The following is a 20,473-nucleotide window of genomic DNA, read 5'->3' as shown; positions in this document are numbered from 1 at the left end:
AATATTAGTTAATTATTATTAACAGACCTATTCCGCTGCGGCAGTTTTCTGTCTTTTTTTGCACATTTGCCGTCACAGAAGCTGGAGGCCGCGGAAGCTGGCGTGTCCGTCGCGGCCGACGATGATGTGATCGTGCAGGGCAATTCCCAGAGGCTTTGCTATCTCGGCGATCTGGCTGGTCATCTGGATGTCAGCGCGCGAGGGCGTCGGGTCGCCTGAAGGATGATTGTGGACGAGGATGATGGCGCTTGCGGAAAGCTCCAGCGCCCGTTTCATCACCTCGCGCGGATAGACCGGCGTGTGATCCACCGTGCCGCGCTGCTGCACCTCGTCGGCGATGAGCGCATTCTTCTTGTCGAGGAAGAGAATGCGGAACTCCTCGCGGTCCGAATAGGCCATGGCGGTGCGGATGTAGTCGAGCACGGCGGACCAGGACGAGAGCACCTGCTTCTTGCGCAACTGGCCGCGCAGGAAGCGTTCGGCCACCGCATGGGCGAGCTTCAACTCGTCGACGACCCTGTCGCCGACGCCGCTCACCTCCTTGAGGCGCGCCGGCGGAGCGGCGAGGACCTCGCCGAACGAGCCGAAGCGGGCAATCAGCGCCTTGGCGATAGGCTTGGTGTCGGCGCGCCTGATCGGCGAAAACAGCAGCAGCTCCAGAAGCTCGTAGTCCTGAAGCGCCTCGTGGCCGGCCTCGCGGAAACGCTGGCGCAGACGGTCGCGATGACCGTGATAATGCGGAGAGGAGGCGCCGGCGTCGGAGAACCCGTTGTCTTTCTGGTCCATCACACCTCTCTCCGGCAGCGTTACGCCCCGGTGCGCACCATCGGATTGTCGAGCCCGGCGGGTGACAATGTGAAGATCTCGCAGCCATCGGCGGTGATGCCGATGGAATGCTCGAACTGCGCCGACAGCGAGCGGTCGCGCGTCACCGCGGTCCAGCCGTCGCGCAGCACCTTCACGTGCGGGCGCCCGAGGTTCACCATCGGCTCGATGGTGAAGATCATTCCCGGCTTCAGCTCCACGCCCTCGCCGGGGCGCCCATAGTGCAGGATGTTGGGCGTGTCATGGAAGAGCCGGCCGACGCCATGGCCGCAGAAATCGCGCACGACCGAACAGCGCTCGGCCTCCACGAAGGTCTGGATCGCGGCGCCGATGTCGCCGGTGGTGTTGCCCGGCTTGGCCGCCTCGATGCCGCGCAGCAGCGATTCATAGGTCACCTCGACAAGTCGTTCGGACGCCCGCTTGAGCTGGCCGACCGGATACATGCGGCTTGAGTCGCCATACCAGCCGTCGACGATGAAGGTCACGTCGACGTTGACGATGTCGCCTTCCTTGAGCGGCTTGTCGTCGGGGATGCCGTGGCAGACAACGTGGTTGATCGAGGTGCAGGTCGACTTCGTGAAGCCGCGGTAGTTCAGCGTGGCCGGCACGGCGTCGTTCTGCAGGCCGAAATCGAAGACGAAATCGTCGACTTGCTGGGTTGTGACGCCCGGCTTGATCAGGTCGACGAGCGCATCGAGGCAGCGCGCCGTCACCTGGCTTGCCTTGCGCATTCCCGCGAAATCCTCGGGAGAGTAGAGGCGAATCTGACCGGTGTTCTTCAGGGGCGCCGTGGCGGCATCGACGTAGGTGACCATAAGCAGCAGCTTTCCATCGTTTTCCACCCCGGCTCTTGCATCGCGGGGCGGACTTCTTGCGAGGCCGACAGGGGCGGGAGGGCCCCGCGGCGGCGGCGGCGCAGGGCGAGGCTCCCCGGAGAGAGCGGCAGTCGCCGTGTCGCGCCGCGACCACCGGATGGCACCACATCGGGCACCTTGCACGGCATGCGCGTCGTCGCGTTACATTCCATAGCCATAATTCGGCGGAAGGGCGGGCGCAATCGCATTCGGCCCTGCGGGCCGTCCGCAACCGGCGATAACGCTTGCTGGCCTCTTGCGCCCGCGCCTGTGCCGGCAACGCGAAGTCCGCGCCGACATGGTGGAACCTGTGGGCACAAGACTTGAATGACTTGGATGATGAGCTCGAATTCTAAAACTTGATGGAAACCCCCGCGATGGGGCCCTGAACCGTTACATCGAAATCGAAACTGCCGTTCTTGTAGTCAACACCGAGGGCGCGATAGCCGGCAACTGCGGAGAAGTGTCGGGATATCTCATATCCAATTCCTCCCATGACATCCCAGCCGAAATTCGAGGAACCGCCGCCTGCAATCGCGGAGCCGGTGAAGTAAATGCGGTCAGTGACGTTCAGACGCCCCTTGATGCCGCCCATGGCATCAACCCAGGTCTCTGAATCCTTGAAGGATTGGCCGCCAAAGATGCCGCCTTTGAATTTGAGTGTGTTTTCGACAGACCACAGGCGTGCGCCAAAGACTGCATCCAAACGCAGGTTCGCACGATCCAGAACCGAATAGCCGGCAAGCGCGGTCGCAGACATCGTTGACGAGTCGAGTTCGACGCTCGTCGCCAGAACGCCGCGCGGGGTGGCCTGGTCCGTGCCCAGCTTCAGATAAAAAAGATCCGTTGAGAGGCTGAAAGGGCCGTTGCGGATTTCCGCTGCGACCATGGCCGAGAACCGAAGATCGTCTAGAATGTCGGAGAAGCCCATGTTGACATCGACACTGGGGGCTCCGAAAGACGCGACCTGGCCCGACATTCCAGCCGCCCAGAAATACGGAGCGACCTCAACGCTCCACTGGGGCGGAAAGACGTTTTCCTCAAGAGGGGGCGACGCAAAGGACGCACCTGGATCCGCAGCGATCGCTGGTGCTGCCTGAATGCCGGCAACCGCGGTACCGAGTCCGACCAACAGGGTGCGCAGCGCCACCGCGTTCTTCAATCGCCCAGACAGAATTTCCATTCACATGTCCTTTGCTTCGCAGGCGCATCGACGATTTGGCACAACGCATCGTGACGGCATCGTCCCCTAGGAACCGGAATGTCCAGGGTGTCCCGGGCGCATGTTGTCCATCCAGCGGTCCTTGCCGACTATCGGACGTGTGACGATCCGTACGTTTAGGAAGGAAGAGGCTCTTCCTGCTTTGCATTTCACGCCAGCCCGGCAGGCTGGTGGAGACGTCTGAACTCCACGGGAGAACATCCCTTCCAACGGCGGAAGGCTCTGGTGAAACTTGCATGATCCTCGTAGCCGAGGAGCAAGGCTATCTCCATGATGGCATAGCTTGTTTCACGCAGGAGACTTACTGCCCTCTCGTTTCGCGCAATGGTCACGATGTCACGGTAGGAGTATCCCTTTTCCAGAAGCTGCCGTTGCAGGCTGCGGACGCTAAGCCCGGCCATCTGTGCCGCGCCATCGATGTCGGTTCTTCCATCCAGAAGGCGAAGCGCGGCAATCGCCGACACGGAACGTGCCGGCTCCGGCGCGCGGGAAAGGACATTGTCGGCAACCACCTCTCGCAAGGTGATGATCGCGGACGCAGCTCCCTCGGGTCTGCGCGCTTTTCGCACGTCAAGGTCGCCGGACTTGAAGGCGATCCCGGTTCCCTTGCATCCGAAGCGGACGGGAACCTGCAGCCGATCTTCCACCAGATGGGCGTCGTTGTCCCTTTGATAAGGAACCTCAATCCATTCCGGTGACCAGTCCAGCCCGAGAAACTGCCTGGCAATGATAATCATGGGGCCGATCAGGTGATCGATATGCTGGGCCTGCGGTTCGAGCGGCCGTTTCACATGGCGCCAGAGCATGGCCGTGCCGCTTTGAACAAGTTCCAGCCTGCCGTCGGACGCATGGGCCCAAAAGGTAAGATTGTAGCGTCGGATCGCCTTGCCCAGAGTGTCCGCGGTGGCACCATAGCGCCCCCACAGTCCGTACCCCCAGGCCTTCTGCATCTCGAAACCGATCTCGAGGCCGAAGGTCCGGTCGCCGAGTTCGCGTCCGCATATCTCGAAAAGGCTGATCATGGCCGGGAGGGGAATGGGCGTGTGTGGTGAGCCGATAACGTCTACGGGAAGGCCCACCTTCTCGAAAACGCGCCACAGTGCCTGCTCGCCGGCTCTTTGCTCAAAGATCGCCGGAAGTGGACCGAAACCACTGGCTCTGACCAAGAGTATCGACCTGCTGTCGCTCATCGCCCTTGTCGTTTTGGCATTGTGTTGGAGAACCGGACACGGATCCTGATAACGCTCATTGCCTTGCGCAAGCGAAAAACAGTTTGAGGGAGGATCATCCGTTGCGCGGGGCGATACTCAGGCGAAGCGACATACGGTCAAAAGAATGCCTCCCAAATGTGAATTGAATTTCAAATCAGGATTTGGGAGGCGGACTTATTGCAATTCCTTCTGGAGAGGTTTTGCCTGTTTTATTTTTCCGAAACGGGCGCGTCCGGGAAATCATGCCAGCGCTGGATCTTCCAGCCGTCGGAGCCTTTCACCAGCCAACCTTCGTAGTTGAGGCTCGACACGGCAGCGAAGCTCTTGCCGTCTTTGGCGTTGGTCAAAAGCCCAGCGACACTGATGTGAGCGGTGTCAGCGGTCTGATCCAGGAACAGGATGTTGGACATCAGATGCCGGCGCTGGTTTCCCGAGGTGCTGAACTCCCTCATCCGCTCCTTCCAGAACGTCCGGAAGCCATCTCCGGTGAACGACACGGCTCCTGCATCCGGTACGCCGGCGACGAACACGGCGTCAGCCGTGAACAGTTTGAACCAGGAATCCGCCTCGTAGTTGTCGTAGGCAAAGGAATAGGCGTAGAGCAGATTGGCGATCGCCAGCCGGTCGGCGGCGTCGAAGCCGACAGCTCCGGGATTGTCTTGCGGGACGTATGTCCGAAGTGGCTTGGCGTCCTTCGCGATGCTCGCTCCTTCGGGAAGCGCGGTTTCGGCCAGAGCCGGCAAGGACGCGGCGGCGAGGAGCGAGCCGATCATGGCAAGGGGGATGAGCTGCTTCATGTCTCTCTCACGTTGGTCTGTGTCAGGCGCCACGAAAACGGATCCGGCGCAGTACGACCGGATCCGTTCGGATAGATTGGCCCGAAAGGCCATCGAGATCGTGTTTATTGCGCGGTGTGGACGGAAAGCTTGCCAACCTTGGTAATGGCCGGCGGGGCCCACTTGCCAATCAGGGCCGAGGGCTTGGGTGCATACAATCGCATGGTCACGTTGAACGGACCGTTGGGGGCCGGGAGCCAGTTGGCTTCCTTGTCCTTGCCGGGGTTTTCGTGCTGGAAGTACAGATCAAGCGATCCGTCCGGGTTCTTCTGCATCGGCATCCAGCTCGACAGGGCGAAACGGTTCAGGCTGTTGGCGACCTGATAGCCGTCGTTGTCGTAGATCGTGACCGACCAGAAGGCATTGACCGGGGGGATGTCGGTTGCATCAAAATGCAGGACATAGTCGTTGGTTCCGTTGAGAGGATTGCCGTCACCATCCGCCATGGCGATGGGATAGACGGCATCCGCCGGCAGGTTTGCCCCGAGACCGAGCTGAGCCATCAGGGCCCGCTTGAGATAATAGGTGCCGTAGACCCCCACCGTGTCGATATCCATCGACCACTGGTTCACGAAGTTGGCAATGCGCGGGCTCTTCCAGGCCATCAGCTTCTGCGCGGTGACGGGTGCGTCCGTAAGCGCCGACTGAACAAGGGGGCTCGCTGCGTCGAAGTCGAAACTCTTGCCTTCCTCAAACCCGAGGCGGGCCATGCGCGCCAGTATCGGCTGGTCGGTGATGTGCGACGTTTCAGCCTTCAGGAGTTCCGCGCCGTAGGTAAAGTAGCTCCGGCCGGCCATGGTATCGACCTGCTTTTTCGGCGGCGTTTTCGTGTCAACGGTCGGATCTGGCGAGTAGGCGGGTTCGGTAACCTGCTGTCCCCATTTGGAGAGGGGGGTCACCTTGAAACCGGCCTGGACTTTGTGAACGGCCTCGTAGTCGGCCGGTCCGTCCGTCTTGGTCCGTCCGATGATCCAGACATGGTTCGTCGGGGCTTTGATGTGATGCGTCTCTTTCGGAAGGCCAAGCTGATCGGCAAAGTCTTTACCCAGTTCCGCGCCGTTCTCCGGTTTCCAGCCAGGGGCGGTGACCAGGAAGGTTCCAGCCTCGGTTCCTGTTGTCCGGGAGCCCGGCGAAGCGAAGACATCCGTCCACATATCGAGCATCGGCAGAAGGTAGTAGCGTCCGTCGGTGTCGGGCGCCGAGACGATCATCGGTTCATCCCGGAGGTCGAGAAACGTCGAGGAATAGAGCGTGTCGAAGTTGGGCCGCACGACAGACTTTTCATCCGCCGTCGGGTAGGCCGGGATATTGGTGAACCAGTTCTCACCGCCCCCCATGGACCCGGGGCCGGGCTTGATGCTCATCAGCTGCCGACGCGTCAGGTCCATTGTGATGAGCGGATAGAAATAGAGATAGGCTTCCACCGCGATCTCGTTGGCTTCCGACTGTGTCAGGTCCTTGGCCTGCGCGAAACCGTTTGCGAACATGGTGACGGACGTCGCGAGCAAGACGCCTGTGAGTGCTGCCTTTATTTTCAATTTTCATCTCCAAGCCTGGGAGTTGCCCTGTTTGTTCGAACGTCGGCCGCGGAAATTTTCATGGAGATTTGTCTGAACGGCGTGTCGACACCAGAAAGCCAAGAATCGTCCATCACCAAAAAGGGAGAGGGAGTGGCCGATTTCCAGCACCTTTCAGACGTCTCTCCTCACGGGCCCGAAGCGGCCTCTGAGAACCAAGAGCATGATACTGAGTGCAATTGGATCGGTTGCGCTTTGCATTTTCCGCCAGAGCAAATGGCGGGCATCGAACGAAGCCGCAGCCTTGGCGCAAGGACCATTCATCCGCTTCGTGCAAGGCGCCGGCCTGCAAAAAGCGAAAGCCATGTCGCCGCTGCGATGGTTGGACGATCTGCGTGGACGGTTTGGTCGCGCGTACGCCGGCAGCCCGCTTGCGGCTCCCGTCCGGTCGCCCGCCGACATTCGAGCCGTCACGGACCCCTGCCAAAAGTCCCGGACTGGATTGAGGAGAAGATTGAATATCCTGGTACGGACGGCGGGACTCGAACCCGCATAGCCAAGGCTGAGGGATTTTCGTACCAACTACGGCTTTCGCCGCCGCCTTCCGGCGTTTGTGGTCTGGACTATACCTTCACCGTAGCCAATGCCTTAGGTGCTGCCCGTCTAGTCTCTACACCTTCCCGATCGCTCGGGCTTGGCTCGGGATTGCCATCTGACAGGGTTCCCCGAATTTGAGCAGTTCTACGTCCGGCGTTTCCGCCAGCGCACTCAAGTTTGCCTTAAGTCCCTTGTGTCTACCAATTCCACCACGTCCGCATGGGCATCTCTGCTAGCAAAGCGGTGGCCAATGCTCAACCTGGAACTGCGTCGGTGGCGGTTGTCTAGGCTACCGTCGCCGGTTTGGCAGTGGATGGCCATGTCCGTTCCGCCTTGCGCCTGTTGCTCAGCCGCGCGGCGGGAGGCCGGTGAGGCCCAGTCTTTTCATCCGGCGGTAGATGGTGCTGCGGTCGACGCCGGAGCGGCGTGCGGCGGCCGAGATGTTGCCGTCGCAGGACTTCACCAGCGCGCGCAGGGCCTCGGCTTCCTCGGCCTCCATCGCCTGCCGGACGGGCAGGCGGATGCGGGCGGGGCCTTGTGCCACATCGCTCGGCAGGTCCTCCGGAAGGACCGGGCTGCCCTCGCACATCGCAGCGCATAAAGCGCAAAGGTTCACGATCTCGCGCACGTTGCCCGGCCAGTCGTGCGCCAGAAGCATCTGCATCGCAGGGCCGGAGAAAACGGGTGTGCCCTCGGTTCGCGCGGCAATGCGGTCGATCAGCCATTCCAGGTCCCGCCGCAGCCTGACCGGCGGGATGTCGAGCGACAGGCCGTTCAGGCGGTAGTAGAGGTCCTGGCGAAACCCGCCCTCCGCCACCATCGCGGCCAGATCGCGGTGCGAGGCGGAAATGACGCGGATGTCCACCGGCTCGGCGCGGGTGCCGCCAACGGGCAGCACCTCGCGTTCGGAAAGCACGCGCAGCAGCCGCGCCTGCAGCCCAAGCGGCATGTCGCCGATCTCGTCGAGAAACAGCGTGCCGCCGCTTGCCTCGCGGATCAGGCCCTTCTTGCCGCGCGCGTGGGCGCCGGTGAAGGCATTGGGCGAATAGCCGAAGAGCTCGCTCTCGATCAGCGCCTCGGGCAGGGCGGCGCAGTTGATCGCGACGAAGGGGCCGCGACGGGTGCTGGCCTCGTGCAGGGCGCGGGCGATGAACTCCTTGCCGGTACCTGTCTCGCCGCGCAGGATCACGCTGATCTGCCGGTCGGCGACCTTGGCACCGCGCTCGGCCAGGCGTTGCAGCGCTGGATCGCCGCCATGGATCTCGCGCAGGGCGGTGGGCAGGGGGCTTGTGGCGCGCGGGGCCGGCGCGGTCGGCGGCACGGCGCGGGCGAAGAGCAAACCGCCGGCCTGCTTCTCGAGCATGCCCTCGCCCTGCGCGAGCGAGTGCGACAGCTTCGGCAGGTCCTCGACCTCATAGGCGAAGATGTCCGAAAAACGCCGGCCGATCAGCGTGGCGGGCGGCGTGCCCGCCGTCAGCATCTCGGCCGCGTTGCGGGTCATGCCGCTGATGCGCCCGCCCGCGTCGATGGCGACGGCGGCCATGGGGTCGACGTCCAGGAATTCGGGCGAGGGATTGAGCCGCAGGATCCAGTCGCTGCGACGGCTGCGCACCAGATTGGCCATCTCGATCCGGCGGACGCAGGATTTCATTACCTCCAGCGTCAGCGCCTGGCTCATCTTGTTGTGCGGAGCCTGAAGGTGCGACAGGTCGAGCACGCCGATCAGGCGGCCCAGGGCATCATGCACCGGAACGGCGGTGCACGACAGCGGTGTCAGCGCCATGTCGAAATGATCCGTGCGGTGCACGGTTATCGCCCGGCCGGAGGCGAGGCAGGCGCCGACGCCATTGGTGCCGGCGTTGCTCTCGTGCCATTCCGACCCGGCGATCAAGCCGGCATGGCGCAGGTCGCGGTCCAGATCCGCATCGCCGATCGTGTCGACGGTGACGCCGCGCGCGTTGGCCAGAAGCAGCACGTATCCCATTGCATTCACACGGCGGAAGAGATCCTCCATGCCGTGGCGCGCCATGCCGAGCAGTTCCTCGGAATCCTGTCTGTGCTGGCGAAGTTCACGCTGGGTGAGAATGCGCGGCCCGGCACGCCGGGCAGGGTCGAGCCGGTGCTCGTTCAGGCAGCGACGCCATGAAGCCAGGACATCGTCGTCTCGATGCGACCGCTGTCCCTCGGCAACGCGGCTGATTTCGAGGACATGCGTCCCCGTCTCCTGCGCTCCGTCCATCGACTCCTCCCAAAGCCGGGGCGAAGATAGCACTTCTTCTTCGCCCCGGTCCAGAAAGCTCGATGGTCCCGTTGCCGGTGTGCCGTCAGCCGGCAAGATCTATCAGGATCTTCAACTGCGTTCCCGCCGGATCAAGCAGCGCCTCGAAGCCCTCCGAGACGGCCTGCTCCAGCGCGATGCGCCGGGTCACGACCCGCTTTGCCGGGATCGCGCCGGATGCGATCAGCTCGATGGTGCGCGGCCAGCTGTGGGTCGGGTAGCACCAGGAGCCGCGGATCTCGGCATCCTTGAAGGTGAGCTGGAAGAAGTCGACGCTTCCCTTGCCCGGATGCAGTCCGGTCTGGACGATGACGCCCTGCTTGCGGATGGCGTCCAGGCAGGACTGGAGGGCGCGCTCGTTGCCGACGCATTCCAGCGCAACGTCGCAGCCGATGCCGTCCTGGGTGCCGGCGCGGACCCGCTCGCCGACATCCTCGCGCGCGGCGTTGATGACGACGACGCCGGGCACGATCTCCTCGGCAAGCTTCAGCCGGGTCTCGTTCACGTCGGAGACGAAGAGCCTGGTTGCACCGAAGGCCCGCGCCGTGAGCAGCGCGAGGATGCCGATGGGACCGGCACCCGTGACCAGCACGCTGCTTCCCGCCGTGATCCGCCCGCGGTCGCAGGCATAGACGCAAACGGCGGTCGGCTCGACGAGGGCGGCTTCCTCGTCCGACATTTCGGCCGGGATCTTCTCGACGTTGTAGTCGTTGAGGAGGGCCATCTCGGCCATGCCGCCGGAAACCCAGCTCAGCCCGACGAGCGCCAGGCTGCCGGAGAGGTTGTGCCAGCCGCGATCGGCGAAATACTCGCCGCCGCGGGGCATGATAAGCGGCTGTACGGAAACGCGGTCGCCGACCGCGACCTTGGTGACGCCCTCGCCGACGGCCTCGACCGTTCCGCCGAACTCGTGGCCCAGCACCTGCGGCAGCTGTGCGCCGGAGTAGGGGTGCGGCTCCTTGGGGATGAAGATCGGGCCGCTGGCGTATTCATGCAGGTCCGTGCCGCAGATGCCGACGAAGCGGTTGCGGATCAGCACCTGGCCCGGGCCGGGCTGCGGCGGGACGGGAATTTCTTCCAGGCGCAGGTCCTTGGCGGCGTGAAAACGCAGTGCTTTCATGGGAGTTCCTTTCACAGTTCGTCGAAGGCGGCCAGCGCCTTGCCAGCGTAGACCGTGCCCGGACCACCCGACATCTCAATGGCAACGGCGAGGATCTCCACAAGCTCCTCGCGACTTGCGCCGCGGCCTTTTGCCTCGTGGGCGTGGAAGACGATGCAATCCTCGCAGCCGCGCGCGACGGCAACGGCGATGGCGACCATCTCCTTCATGGCGGGCGACAGCCTGCCTTCGCGCGTTGCCGAGGCCATCAGCTCGCGAAAGGCGCCCATCGTCTTGCCGTCGGCCTTGTAGAGGGCCATGGCGCGGGCATTGATCCCGGCGAGCTTCTCCTTCGCATCCGCCATCAGACCAGCACCATGCCGCCGTCGACCAGCAGCGACTGGCCGGTCATGTAGTCGGAGCCCGAGGAGGCCAGGAAGATCGACACACCGGCGAGATCGTCGGGGCGCGAGGGGCGGCCGAGCAGGATGTCGGCGGAAAACGACTCGAACGCCTCGTTGTCGCGACTGGTCAGCCCTTCGTCCTTGAAGCCCTTGTCGATCAGCTTCCACATGTCGGTCGCCACCACGCCCGGGCAGATCGCGTTGACGTTGATCTTGTGCTTGCCGAAGGCGCGGGCAGCCGCCTGGGTCAGGGCGACGACGGCGAACTTGCTGGCCGAATAATGCGCCAGCGGCTCGTAGCCCTGCTTTCCGGCGATCGAGGAGGTGTTGATGATCTTGCCCCCGCCGCCTTGCGCGATGAACTGACGGGAGGCTTCCTGAATGCCGATCAGCACGCTCATGGCGTTGACGTCCATGACGCGGTGCCAGTCGTCCTCGGTGATGTCGTTGAAGGGCTTCACCTGCGCGATGCCGGCGTTGTTGAACATCACGTCGAGACGGCCGTACTCGGCGACGGTGCTTTCGATCAGCGTCCTGACGGTTGCGCGCTTGGTGACATCGACCGGAAGGCCGATCGCCTGTCCGCCCGCCTTCCGGATTTCGGCCGCGGTCGCCTCGGCGGTTGCCGGATCGATGTCGGCGATGACCACGCGGGCGCCGGCGCCGGCCAGTCCCTCCGCTATGGAGCGGCCGATGCCCCGGCCCGAGCCGGTGACGATGATTGCGCGATTTTCGACGGAATTGCTCATGTTTCCCACCCGTTGAAAGGCGGCTGCCCCCGGTGGCGGGGAACAGCCTGTTGCGTTAGTCGATGAAAGCGCGGATCAGCCGGTTGACCTCGGCCGCCTGCTCCATCTGGACCATGTGGCCGGCGTTCGCGAGCACATGGACCGCCGCGCCGTCGACGTTGGCGGCATGCGCGACCGGGATGATCGCGTCCGCCTCACCCCAGATTACCTGTGCCGGTACGCCGGAGGCGGAAAGGGCGGCGGCGATGGTTTCGGCCTGCCGGCCCTTGGCGAAAAGGGTCGCCGACAGCTCGCCGAGGAACTCCCGCACGCCGTCGAGGCGTTTGAACTTCAGCAGGTCCTCGACCATCGCGCGGGACACCAGGCTGCGGTCATTGAACAGATGGGCGAGCACCGGCTTCAGGTCCTTGCGCCCCTCGGCTGCGACGAAACCGTCGATATAGTCGGCGTTGATCGCGTCCCCGAGGCCGGCCGCGCAGACGAGCGTGACGGAGGCGACCCGGTCCGGATGGTCGATGGCGAGACGTCCGGCGACCAGCCCGCCCATGGAATGCCCGGCCAGATGAGCCTTTTCGAGCCCGAGATGATCCAGGAAGGCGAGGACGGTCGAGACCATGAGCTCGAGAGCCGCGGGGCGCGCCGTCTTGACTGACTGGCCGTGGCCGGGAAGGTCCAGTGCATAGACCGGCCCGCCCTCGGCAAGCGTGTCGATGTTGAAGAGCCAGTTGTCGAGATCCCCGCCGAAGCCGTGGATCAGGAGAAGCGGCGTGCCCTCGCCGGGACGTTCCGCGTAGCGGATGCGACCCGCCGGAAGGTCGGCGAAGCGGTAGACGGGGCCGGCCTCCTCGTCGTCGCCGCTGGCGGCTGGAACCTCATAGGCGGCGACATAGGCGTCGACCTCCTCGTCGGAAACGGAAGCGGGGGCGAGCACGGCGAGCAGCGCGCGCACCGGATAGACCTCGCCCTCCTTGCCGACGCGCCGGCGCAGGAGGCCGCCGTCGGCGGCCTCGACGACATTGGCGATCTTGTCGGTCTCGACGTCCATGATCTCGTCGCCGGGAGAGATCGTGGCGCCTTCCGCCACATGCCATGCAGAGAGCCTGCCCTCCTGCATGGACAGGCCCCATTTCGGCATCAGGATCGGAGTTATTTCTGCCATTTCAGTTCTCCATGGCCTTTCGGACGGCCTCGGCGATGCGGGCGGCCGACGGCACGTAGATGTCTTCGAGCGCGGGCGAGAAGGGCACCGGCGCGTGCGGGGCGGTGACCATCCGGATCGGAGCCTTGAGCAGGTCGAAGCCGTCCTGCGCAACGGTGGCGGAAATGTCCGCCGCGATTGAACAGCGCGGGTTCGCCTCGTCGACGCAGATCAGCCGGCCGGTGACCTCGACGCTTTCCAGGATCGTGTCCATGTCGATGGGAGACAGCGTGCGCAGGTCGATGACCTCGACCTCGATGCCGTCCTTCTTGAGCAGGTCGGCGGCTTCCAGCGACCGTCCGACCATCTGTCCGTAGGTGACGATGGTCGCATCGCCCCCCTCGCGAACGATGTTCGCCTCGCCGAAGGGGATTGTGTAGGCCTCCTCCGGCACGTCGCATTGCGAGGCGTAGAGGTTCTTGTGCTCGAGGAAGATCACCGGGTCGTTGTCGCGGATCGACTGGATCAGCAGGCCCTTGGTGTCATAGGCGTTGGAGGGGCAGACGACCTTCAGACCCGGAATGTGGGTGAAGAACGGCGTTAGCATCTGGCTGTGCTGTGCCGCCGCGCGAAAGCCGGCACCGCACATCGCGCGGATCACCACCGGCGTTTCCGCCTTGCCGCCGAACATGAAGCGGAACTTGGCGGCCTGGTTGAACACCTGGTCGAGACAGACGCCGATGAAGTCGACGAACATGAGTTCGGCCACCGGCCGCAAGCCGGCGGTCGCGGCTCCGATGGCCGCGCCGACATAGGCGCTTTCCGACAGGGGCGTGTCCATCATCTGGTTCGGGTGCTTGTGGTACAGCCCTTTGGAGACGCCGAGCACCCCGCCCCAGGCGTCGTCCTCGCCTTGCGCGCCGGCACCGCCGACAATGTCCTCGCCCAACATGATCACGGTGGGGTCGCGCGTCATCTCCTGATCGAGCGCCTCGTTCACCGCGTCCTTCATGCTGATGATACGTGCCATTTTCTTCTCCTCCCCTGGTTCTTCAGTTCACGTAGACGTCGGTGGTCAGTTGCTCCGGACCGGGCAGCGGCGCGGCGATGGCCTCGGCCACGGCCTCGTCGATGAGGGTCGCAACCTCGGTGTCGATGGCATCCAGCTCGCTGTCGGAGATGATGCCGGCCTCGGTTACCTTCTGGCGGAAGAGCTTCAGGCAGTCGTTGTTGGCCCGGTTGTGCTCGTTCTCTCCCGGTGCCTTGTAGGTTTGGGCGTCGCCTTCGAAGTGGCCGAAGAAGCGAACGTTCTTGCACTCCAGGAGCGTTGGGCCGGCACCCTCGCGGGCGCGCTTGATGACCTCGCCGGCGGCCTCGAAGACCGCGAAGAAGTCGAGCCCGTCGACGGTGATGCCGGGCATGCCGAAGCCCGTGGCGCGGTCGACGTAGCTGTCGGAGGCGGTGGCGTAGTCGACGGAGGTGGATTCCGCATAGCCGTTGTTCTCGACCACGAAGATCGCCGGCAGGTTCCAGATCGCGGCCAGGTTCATGCTCTCCAGCACGGTGCCCTGGTTGGAGGCGCCGTCGCCGAAGAAAGTGATCGCGACCCCGTCGTGGCCGAGTTTCATCGCCGCGAGCGCGGCGCCGCAGGCGAGGGGAGCGCCCGCGCCGAGAATGCCGTTCGCCCCCATCATGCCGAGGCTGAGATCGGCGATGTGCATGGACCCTCCCTTGCCCGCGCAACAGCCGGTCGCCTTGCCGTAGATCTCCGCCATCATCGCCTTCACGTCGACGCCCTTGGCGATGCAGTGGCCGTGGCCGCGATGGGTCGAGGCGATGCGGTCGCGGTCGTGCAGGTGCATCATGATGCCGACGGCGGTGGCCTCCTCTCCGGCGTAGAGGTGGACGAAGCCGGGGATCTCGCCGCGTGAGAAATCGACGTGCAGACGCTCCTCGAAGTCGCGGATCGTCTTCATCCTGCGATAGGCATCGAGCAGCCTATCCTTGGGCAGCGGAAACGGATTGGTCATGAACTCCTCCCTTGTCGTTCAGTTCTGGTTGCTGGAGAAAAGCCCGGTGGCGGCCGCGTGGGCCATGCAGGCGGGAACGTCGATGGTGGCGAAGGCGTCGGTTACCAGGCGGATCGCCACGTCGTCCTTTTCGCTGAAGGTCAGCTCGCGCTCGCCGTCGAGGGCGAGCGAGCCGGCGCGGATCGAGGGGCGGTAGACTTCGCCCGGCACCATGCGGGCGGTGGCCTCGATGCCCATCTCGTCGATCAGGCCCGGGGCGATGGGCGCGCGAAGCCTGTGGGCGGCGTCGCGCGACAGGCGAACGTGCCGCCCCTCGGGCGTCGCGCGGTCCACCGGGTCGGTCAGTCCGGCGATCGAGGACATGCCGATCGCCTGGGGAAGGGCAAAGGCGACGAAGAGGTCGCGGAAACCCGCGGTTTTCCAGATCGCACGGGCGCCGATGAAGCGATCCTCGACGACGGCCACATCCACGAGTGCGATCTCGCTGCGCCCACCCACCGTCACCTCGAGCCACTTGTTGCGGGCAAGGGCGCGCTCGGGCGGAACCTGCCCGGTGACGGCGAGGCCGACTGCCAGTCCGGTGATCGTGGGCTCGCGCATTTCGGGAAAGGCATTGTTCGTGCCGGTCGAGACGCCGGCCACCGGAAGATCGCCGCAGGCCTGCACGACGACGCGGTGCGTGCCGTCGCCGCCGAGCACCACGACGGCGCTGACACCCTCCTCGCGCATCATGCGGGCGGCGTGGGCGCTGTCCTCCGCGGTCGCCGTAACGCGCATGTCGAGATAGCGCATCCGCGGGAAGCAGGAGCCCCCCCGGCGCGCTTCGCGCTGGATGCTGCGCTCCAGATGAAAGCGGATGCCGCCGTGCTCGGGCATCATCACCACGTCGCCGACGCCGGTCGCCGCCAGCCCGGCCATCATCCGCAGGACGATGTTTGCGCGGTCGTTGATGGGCAGATTGCCCGCGTGCGATATCACCCGCCGGATGTCGCGGGCAGAAATCGGATTGGCGATAACGCCGACCTTGATCATGTGTGTCCTCCCGCCGATCAAGGTCAGCAACGCCTGTGCCAGTTTCAAAAGCGCGGTTTTCCGGGGAGGAGAGCTCTGCAGTGTTGCGCGGCATGCAACAGATGTGGCGCAACAGGGCGTCGGCGCCACGCTGCCGCAGGCGACATCGGCAGACGCGGAACGGATAGTTTTAGAAACATATTCCAATTTGGAACGAGGTCCCATATGATCGCCCCAAGAGGAGAAACCCAGTGACGGTCGCAGCTGTATCCAGGTGCCTGAAGTTGTTGGAGATACTTGCCGGTGAGCGCGAGCCGGTGGAGTTGTCCGAACTGGCGACGCGGCTCGACATCCCGCCGAGTGCCGTGCATCGGCTCATCAGCACGCTGCTCGACCACGGCTGGGTCGTGCAGGATCCCGCCAGCCAGAACTACGCCCTGTCGCTGCGCATGAGTTCGCTTGCCTTTCGCAACCTCGACGGCCGCAACGTGCCCGACGTGGTGCAGGCGGCGCTGAACCGCCTGGCGGCGGAAACCAGGGAATACTGCCGGCTGGCCATTCTCGAGGGGCAGGACCTCGTTTGGGTGGCGCGTGCGCAAGGCGCCGTGACGGGCCTGCGCTACGACCCCGACATGGGGCAGGAGGTGGTTCTCCACGCGACGGCGAACGGCAAGGCCTGGCTGGCGACGCTGCCCGAGGAAGAGGCGCTCGCCATCGTCTATTCGCGCGGCTTCAAGGCCAACCGCGAACTCGGTCCCAACAGCGCGACATCGATCGACGATCTGCGGCGCAGGCTGCGCGAGACCCGTGAGCAGGGGTTCGGCACCTCCGTTGAGGAAGCCGAGGCGGGTACCGCGGCGCTGGCGGTGCCGTTCCGCTCGGGCCCCGACGAGAGCGATCCGGTGGCCGGGACGATCTCGATCGCCGGGCCGCTGCTGCGTATCGGGCAAGAGCGCTGGCCGGAGCTTGCCGATGCGCTTCATCGCGCGGCGGAGGAAATCAGCCAGTTATGGCCGTTGCGCAAGCGCCAGCGCAATGTGTCCGGCTTCGAACGCTTCGGCGCAAACGGGGCGAGAGCGATCCAATGAGTGAGGTTTCCACGATCCGACGCATCGTCGAGCCGGTGCTCTGGTTCGCCGGGCTGCTGGCGATCTGGCAGGTGTGCGTGCGTGTGTTCGAGGTGCCCATCTTCGTGCTCCCGGCGCCTTCGGACTTCCTGGCCGACATGGTCGAGGAACGCTGGCGGCTGTTGCATCATGGCCTGATCACCACCCGGCTGATCCTCGTCGGCTTCGTCGCGGGCGCGGTGCCGGGGATCGTGCTTGCCTATCTGATCGCCAAGTTCCGGATCGCGGAGCAGATCCTCTATCCCATGGTCGTTTTCATCCAGGGGCTGCCGAAGGTGACGCTGGCGCCGCTCATGCTGGTCTGGTTCGGCTTCAGCGACCTTCCGAAAGTGCTTCTGACGGCGCTGATCACCTTCTTTCCGGTGATGGTCGACAGCGTCACCGGGTTCAAGTCCATCGATCCGCGCCAATACTACCTGAGCCGCTCGGTCGGGGCGTCCTGGTGGCAGACATTCCGCCTCTTCGAGCTTCCCTCTGCCGCCCCGAGCATCTTGTCGGGCATGAAGATCACCATCGTCATCGCGGTCACCGTCGTGATCGTCGTCGAGTGGCTGAACTCGCAGAACGGTCTTGGCTACCTCGTGCTGCGGGCGATGGACAGCTCCAACACGCCGCTCATCTTCGCCGTGCTCGTCGTCGGCTCGCTGATCGGGGTGTTTCTGAGTTTCGGGATGTCGTTGCTGGAGCGCGTCCTGTTGCCGTGGCGGAGGTTCTGAGCCAGGGCGATCAATTGCCAGTCGGAATAACCTGAAGTTGGGAGGAAGGTCATGACGTATTTCGGGAAACTGATCGGCGCATCCGCTGTCGTGCTCGCGGCCGGGCTGATGTCATCGGGGGCGATGGCGGCCGACAAGCTGACGATGCAGATGAACTGGACGGCGGACTCCGCGCATCTGGGCTTTGCCGTCGCGCAGGCGGAAGGGATCTACAAGAAGTACGATCTCGACGTCGATCTGGTCGAGGGGCGCGGGTCGTCCGTGGCGGCGCAGCTCGTTGCCACCGGCCAGGTCGACCTCGGCTACGCGGATGCCGGCGCGGCGCTCAATGTCGCCTCCAAGGGCGCGCCGATCAAGATCGTCTCGACGATCTGGAAATCCGGACAGTTCGGCATTCAGTTCCTGTCGGATTCGGGCATCTCCAAGCCCCAGGACCTGGTCGGCAAGAAGCTGGCGGTCTCGCCCGGCTCGGCGATGATGCCGCTGATCCCGGTGTTCCTGAAGGCCAACGGGATTGCCGAGGGCGATGTGGAGATCGTCACGGCCTCGGAATCCGCCTTCCTCGGCCTGCTGACCTCGCATGAGGTGGACGCGGTCTCGCAGACGCCGGAGAACATCGTGGTGCCTCTCGCCGAACAGGGCATCGAGGCCGGCAACATGTATTTCTATGACAATGGCGTGCCGATCGCGAGCCTGAGCCTCGTCGCGCGCGAGGACAAGATCGCGCAGAAGAGCGACGTCTTCAAACGCTTCATCGAGGCGACCGCCGAGGGCTGGAAGATGGCCATGGCCGATCCGGACAAGGCCATCGAGGACCTGCAGAAGGTCTTCCCCGAAACCGAGAACTCGGCCGCGTCGCTGAAGCAGGCGGCCGCCTTCAGTTTCGCCTCGGTCTGCCCGGGCGGCACGGGCGATGTCATCGGCGTCACCGCTCCGGAGACCTGGGAGAAGATGTTCTCGGTAATGACGACGGCCATGAGCATGTCCAACGACAAGCCCGTGACCACCTACTACACGAACGAGCTGGCCCCGGCCACGCCCGTCACCTGCCCCTGATCGATGCGGTCAGCCGGATGGGGCACGCCTGTCGCGCCCCATCCGGTAGGTGACGAAGGAACAGCAGGAACAACGGATGGCAACGTCCCCCGAACCGCCCGCGATGGCCATGCCACGCCAGGGCCATAGCTTGCCGCTCGGCGTCTTCGCGCATCTGCGCGGATCATTCGTCGGATCCTTCCTGATCGGCGTGCTGTCGATCGCGGCCCTGCTCGGCCTGTGGGAGGGGCTGGCGATCTGGTTCGAGGTGCCCGCCTGGCTGGTGCCCAAGCCCTCGGACTTTCTCGGCAGGCTGGTCGATGACTGGCGGATCATCGGGTATCACGCACTGGCAACCTCCGTGACCATTGCCGAAGGCTTCGCGCTTGGCGTGGTCGTCGCGGTGCCGATGGCCCTTGCCATCGTGTCGGTGCCGGCGCTGGAGCGCGGGCTCTACCCGGTGGTCGTGTTCCTCAACATCATGCCGAAAACGGTGATCGGGCCGATCCTCATCATCTGGTTCGGAATCGGGCCGCTGGTCGCCGCGCTGATCGTCTTCCTGATGTGCTTCTTCCCGGTGCTTGTCGATTCCATGGCCGGCTTCAGGGCGGTCGATCCGCGCCTGTTCTACATTTCGCGCTCCATGGGCGCGACGCAGTGGCAGAGCTTCTGGAAGTTCCGCCTGCCGGCGGCGATGCCGGAGATCTTCTCCGGCATGAAAATCGGCGTGGTGAAGGCGGTGGAGGGCGTGATCATCGCCGAGTTCATCGCCTCCAACAAGGGACTGGGCTTCATGATCATGCAGGCCTCGAGCTTCATGGACATGCCGCTGATGTTCGCGGGCCTGATCGCGGCGGCGCTCGTCGCGCTGGTCTTCAACGGTGCAATGGGCGTGACGGAACGCTGGCTGATGCCCTGGGAACGAAGCGGGCACTGAACCCGCTGCCAGGAAAAGGAAAGAACAGGATGGCACGAATGGCAGAGACCACGGAGCCGTATCACAGTGCACTTGCGTCCTCGGACGAGGGCGACACCGTTGCCGTCGGTGCGTCGATTGTCGCCAGGGGAATTTCCAAGATCTACGGGCAGGACGGCCCGAACCCGTTTCACGCGCTGGGCCCCATCGACCTCGACGTGAAGCCGGGCGAGTTCGTCAGCCTGATCGGTCCTTCGGGTTGCGGCAAGAGCACGACGCTGCTGCTGGTCTCCGGCCTGGAGCCGGTCAGCGACGGCGTGGTGGAGGTTGACGCCAAGCCGTTGACCAAGCCGATCTCCGAAGTCGGCATCGTGTTCCAGGACCATCTGCTGCTCGACTTCCGCACCGCGATCCAGAACGTGATGCTGCAGCAGGAAATCCGCGGGCTCGACAGGGCGAAGCTCCTCGGACGCGCGGAAATGCTCTTCGACCGCCTCGGCATCAAGGGGAGCGAGAGCAAGTATCCGCGCCAGCTCTCCGGCGGCATGCGCCAGCGGGTCTCCATCGCCCGGGCTCTGGTGCACGATCCCTCGATGCTGCTGATGGACGAGCCCTTCGGCGCGCTCGATGCGATCACCCGCACCCAGATCCGGCACGACCTGGAAATGCTCTGGCTGGAAACGAAGAAGACGGTGCTCTTCATCACCCATTCCATCGAGGAGGCCGTCGGCCTTTCCGACCGGGTGCTGGTGATGTCGCAGAGCCCCGGCCAGATCGTCGAGGAGATCAAGATCGACCTGCCGAGGCCGCGTCCGGCGCATCTGGGTGAATATCCGGAGTTCTCGAAATATGCCGAGCGGATCTACCGGATCTTCTCGAAGCTGGGTGTTTACAAGTTTTGAGCGCGG

Annotated in this window: 19 protein-coding genes; 5 read left to right on the top strand and 14 right to left on the bottom strand. The window is 64.3% G+C overall.

The genetic code is table 11. The annotated features are described in order from the left end of the window. Window positions 1-72: 72 nt before the first annotated feature. The 14 genes from radC to ACN0WF_RS00310 all read right to left on the bottom strand — a co-directional run bounded on the left by radC (window position 73) and on the right by ACN0WF_RS00310 (window position 15,792). Window positions 73-786, bottom strand: a complete 714-nt coding sequence (gene radC / locus ACN0WF_RS00375) for a RadC family protein (protein ID WP_417770780.1) — start codon at window positions 784-786, stop codon at window positions 73-75. Window positions 787-806: 20 nt separating this feature from the next. Then, window positions 807-1,640: a type I methionyl aminopeptidase gene (map, locus tag ACN0WF_RS00370; protein ID WP_417771201.1), complete on the bottom strand. Its 834-nt coding sequence runs from the start codon at window positions 1,638-1,640 to the stop codon at window positions 807-809. A gap of 391 nt (window positions 1,641-2,031) precedes the next feature. Beyond that, entirely contained in the window at window positions 2,032-2,862 is an 831-nt protein-coding gene (locus ACN0WF_RS00365) for an outer membrane protein (protein ID WP_417770779.1), read from the bottom strand. A 188-nt stretch (window positions 2,863-3,050) separates the two neighbouring features. Continuing rightward, window positions 3,051-4,091, bottom strand: a complete 1,041-nt coding sequence (locus ACN0WF_RS00360; protein ID WP_417770778.1) for an AraC family transcriptional regulator ligand-binding domain-containing protein — start codon at window positions 4,089-4,091, stop codon at window positions 3,051-3,053. Between the two features lie 230 nt (window positions 4,092-4,321). Further along, on the bottom strand, window positions 4,322-4,909 hold the full coding sequence (locus tag ACN0WF_RS00355) for a nuclear transport factor 2 family protein (RefSeq protein ID WP_417770777.1): 588 nt from the start codon (window positions 4,907-4,909) through the stop codon (window positions 4,322-4,324). Between the two features lie 104 nt (window positions 4,910-5,013). Beyond that, window positions 5,014-6,435: a DUF1254 domain-containing protein gene (locus ACN0WF_RS00350; RefSeq protein WP_417771200.1), complete on the bottom strand. Its 1,422-nt coding sequence runs from the start codon at window positions 6,433-6,435 to the stop codon at window positions 5,014-5,016. A gap of 973 nt (window positions 6,436-7,408) precedes the next feature. Next, the gene (locus ACN0WF_RS00345) at window positions 7,409-9,301 is read right to left on the bottom strand and encodes a sigma-54-dependent Fis family transcriptional regulator (protein WP_417770776.1); all 1,893 of its coding nucleotides are present in this window, start codon (window positions 9,299-9,301) and stop codon (window positions 7,409-7,411) included. Between the two features lie 85 nt (window positions 9,302-9,386). Next, complete coding sequence (locus ACN0WF_RS00340; RefSeq protein WP_417770775.1) at window positions 9,387-10,460, bottom strand: 2,3-butanediol dehydrogenase; 1,074 nt, start codon at window positions 10,458-10,460, stop codon at window positions 9,387-9,389. Between the two features lie 11 nt (window positions 10,461-10,471). Then, window positions 10,472-10,804, bottom strand: coding sequence for a carboxymuconolactone decarboxylase family protein (locus ACN0WF_RS00335; protein ID WP_417770774.1), 333 nt, complete (start codon window positions 10,802-10,804; stop codon window positions 10,472-10,474). Continuing rightward, window positions 10,804-11,592, bottom strand: a complete 789-nt coding sequence (locus ACN0WF_RS00330) for a glucose 1-dehydrogenase (RefSeq protein WP_417770773.1) — start codon at window positions 11,590-11,592, stop codon at window positions 10,804-10,806. The genes ACN0WF_RS00335 and ACN0WF_RS00330 overlap by 1 nt, the downstream gene beginning before the upstream one ends. A 55-nt stretch (window positions 11,593-11,647) precedes the next feature. Continuing rightward, the gene (locus ACN0WF_RS00325; protein ID WP_417770772.1) at window positions 11,648-12,751 is read right to left on the bottom strand and encodes an acetoin dehydrogenase dihydrolipoyllysine-residue acetyltransferase subunit; all 1,104 of its coding nucleotides are present in this window, start codon (window positions 12,749-12,751) and stop codon (window positions 11,648-11,650) included. A 1-nt stretch (window position 12,752) separates the two neighbouring features. Continuing rightward, window positions 12,753-13,760 carry an alpha-ketoacid dehydrogenase subunit beta gene (locus ACN0WF_RS00320; RefSeq protein WP_417770771.1) on the bottom strand — a complete coding sequence of 336 codons (1,008 nt, stop codon included), beginning with the start codon at window positions 13,758-13,760 and terminating at the stop codon, window positions 12,753-12,755. 22 nt (window positions 13,761-13,782) lie between these two features. Continuing rightward, the gene (locus ACN0WF_RS00315; RefSeq protein WP_417770770.1) at window positions 13,783-14,760 is read right to left on the bottom strand and encodes a thiamine pyrophosphate-dependent dehydrogenase E1 component subunit alpha; all 978 of its coding nucleotides are present in this window, start codon (window positions 14,758-14,760) and stop codon (window positions 13,783-13,785) included. A gap of 18 nt (window positions 14,761-14,778) precedes the next feature. After that, complete coding sequence (locus ACN0WF_RS00310) at window positions 14,779-15,792, bottom strand: ATP-NAD kinase family protein (protein ID WP_417770769.1); 1,014 nt, start codon at window positions 15,790-15,792, stop codon at window positions 14,779-14,781. A 230-nt stretch (window positions 15,793-16,022) separates the two neighbouring features. On the opposite strand from ACN0WF_RS00310, the gene ACN0WF_RS00305 reads away from it, so the two are divergent. The 5 genes from ACN0WF_RS00305 (at window position 16,023) to ACN0WF_RS00285 (ending at window position 20,467) form a co-directional block, all read left to right on the top strand. Next, complete coding sequence (locus tag ACN0WF_RS00305) at window positions 16,023-16,859, top strand: IclR family transcriptional regulator (RefSeq protein ID WP_417770768.1); 837 nt, start codon at window positions 16,023-16,025, stop codon at window positions 16,857-16,859. Further along, on the top strand, window positions 16,856-17,614 hold the full coding sequence (locus ACN0WF_RS00300; RefSeq protein ID WP_417770767.1) for an ABC transporter permease: 759 nt from the start codon (window positions 16,856-16,858) through the stop codon (window positions 17,612-17,614). The genes ACN0WF_RS00305 and ACN0WF_RS00300 overlap by 4 nt, the downstream gene beginning before the upstream one ends. 51 nt (window positions 17,615-17,665) lie before the next feature. Then, the gene (locus ACN0WF_RS00295; RefSeq protein ID WP_417770766.1) at window positions 17,666-18,670 is read left to right on the top strand and encodes an ABC transporter substrate-binding protein; all 1,005 of its coding nucleotides are present in this window, start codon (window positions 17,666-17,668) and stop codon (window positions 18,668-18,670) included. Between the two features lie 76 nt (window positions 18,671-18,746). Next, window positions 18,747-19,586: an ABC transporter permease gene (locus ACN0WF_RS00290; protein WP_417770765.1), complete on the top strand. Its 840-nt coding sequence runs from the start codon at window positions 18,747-18,749 to the stop codon at window positions 19,584-19,586. A gap of 38 nt (window positions 19,587-19,624) precedes the next feature. Further along, window positions 19,625-20,467, top strand: a complete 843-nt coding sequence (locus ACN0WF_RS00285) for an ABC transporter ATP-binding protein (protein ID WP_417770764.1) — start codon at window positions 19,625-19,627, stop codon at window positions 20,465-20,467. The last annotated feature ends 6 nt before the right edge of the window (window positions 20,468-20,473 follow it).

This window comes from Stappia sp., assembly GCF_048268045.1.
Lineage (GTDB): Bacteria > Pseudomonadota > Alphaproteobacteria > Rhizobiales > Stappiaceae > Stappia.
This window is presented reverse-complemented; position numbering and strand designations above follow the sequence as displayed.

What these genes read in the sequence shown, in the direction of transcription:
- ACN0WF_RS00295 (WP_417770766.1), top strand. Translation starts at nt 17,666, where the DNA reads ATGACGTATTTCGGGAAACTGATCGGCGCATCCGCTGTCGTGCTCGCG.
- ACN0WF_RS00355 (WP_417770777.1), bottom strand. Translation starts at nt 4,909, where the DNA reads ATGAAGCAGCTCATCCCCCTTGCCATGATCGGCTCGCTCCTCGCCGCC.
- ACN0WF_RS00300 (WP_417770767.1), top strand. Translation starts at nt 16,856, where the DNA reads ATGAGTGAGGTTTCCACGATCCGACGCATCGTCGAGCCGGTGCTCTGG.
- ACN0WF_RS00365 (WP_417770779.1), bottom strand. Translation starts at nt 2,862, where the DNA reads ATGGAAATTCTGTCTGGGCGATTGAAGAACGCGGTGGCGCTGCGCACC.
- ACN0WF_RS00315 (WP_417770770.1), bottom strand. Translation starts at nt 14,760, where the DNA reads ATGACCAATCCGTTTCCGCTGCCCAAGGATAGGCTGCTCGATGCCTAT.
- ACN0WF_RS00360 (WP_417770778.1), bottom strand. Translation starts at nt 4,091, where the DNA reads ATGAGCGACAGCAGGTCGATACTCTTGGTCAGAGCCAGTGGTTTCGGT.
- ACN0WF_RS00310 (WP_417770769.1), bottom strand. Translation starts at nt 15,792, where the DNA reads ATGATCAAGGTCGGCGTTATCGCCAATCCGATTTCTGCCCGCGACATC.
- ACN0WF_RS00345 (WP_417770776.1), bottom strand. Translation starts at nt 9,301, where the DNA reads ATGGACGGAGCGCAGGAGACGGGGACGCATGTCCTCGAAATCAGCCGC.
- ACN0WF_RS00350 (WP_417771200.1), bottom strand. Translation starts at nt 6,435, where the DNA reads ATGTTCGCAAACGGTTTCGCGCAGGCCAAGGACCTGACACAGTCGGAA.
- ACN0WF_RS00330 (WP_417770773.1), bottom strand. Translation starts at nt 11,592, where the DNA reads ATGAGCAATTCCGTCGAAAATCGCGCAATCATCGTCACCGGCTCGGGC.
- ACN0WF_RS00340 (WP_417770775.1), bottom strand. Translation starts at nt 10,460, where the DNA reads ATGAAAGCACTGCGTTTTCACGCCGCCAAGGACCTGCGCCTGGAAGAA.
- ACN0WF_RS00320 (WP_417770771.1), bottom strand. Translation starts at nt 13,760, where the DNA reads ATGGCACGTATCATCAGCATGAAGGACGCGGTGAACGAGGCGCTCGAT.
- ACN0WF_RS00325 (WP_417770772.1), bottom strand. Translation starts at nt 12,751, where the DNA reads ATGGCAGAAATAACTCCGATCCTGATGCCGAAATGGGGCCTGTCCATG.
- map (WP_417771201.1), bottom strand. Translation starts at nt 1,640, where the DNA reads ATGGTCACCTACGTCGATGCCGCCACGGCGCCCCTGAAGAACACCGGT.
- ACN0WF_RS00290 (WP_417770765.1), top strand. Translation starts at nt 18,747, where the DNA reads ATGGCAACGTCCCCCGAACCGCCCGCGATGGCCATGCCACGCCAGGGC.
- ACN0WF_RS00335 (WP_417770774.1), bottom strand. Translation starts at nt 10,804, where the DNA reads ATGGCGGATGCGAAGGAGAAGCTCGCCGGGATCAATGCCCGCGCCATG.
- radC (WP_417770780.1), bottom strand. Translation starts at nt 786, where the DNA reads ATGGACCAGAAAGACAACGGGTTCTCCGACGCCGGCGCCTCCTCTCCG.
- ACN0WF_RS00285 (WP_417770764.1), top strand. Translation starts at nt 19,625, where the DNA reads ATGGCAGAGACCACGGAGCCGTATCACAGTGCACTTGCGTCCTCGGAC.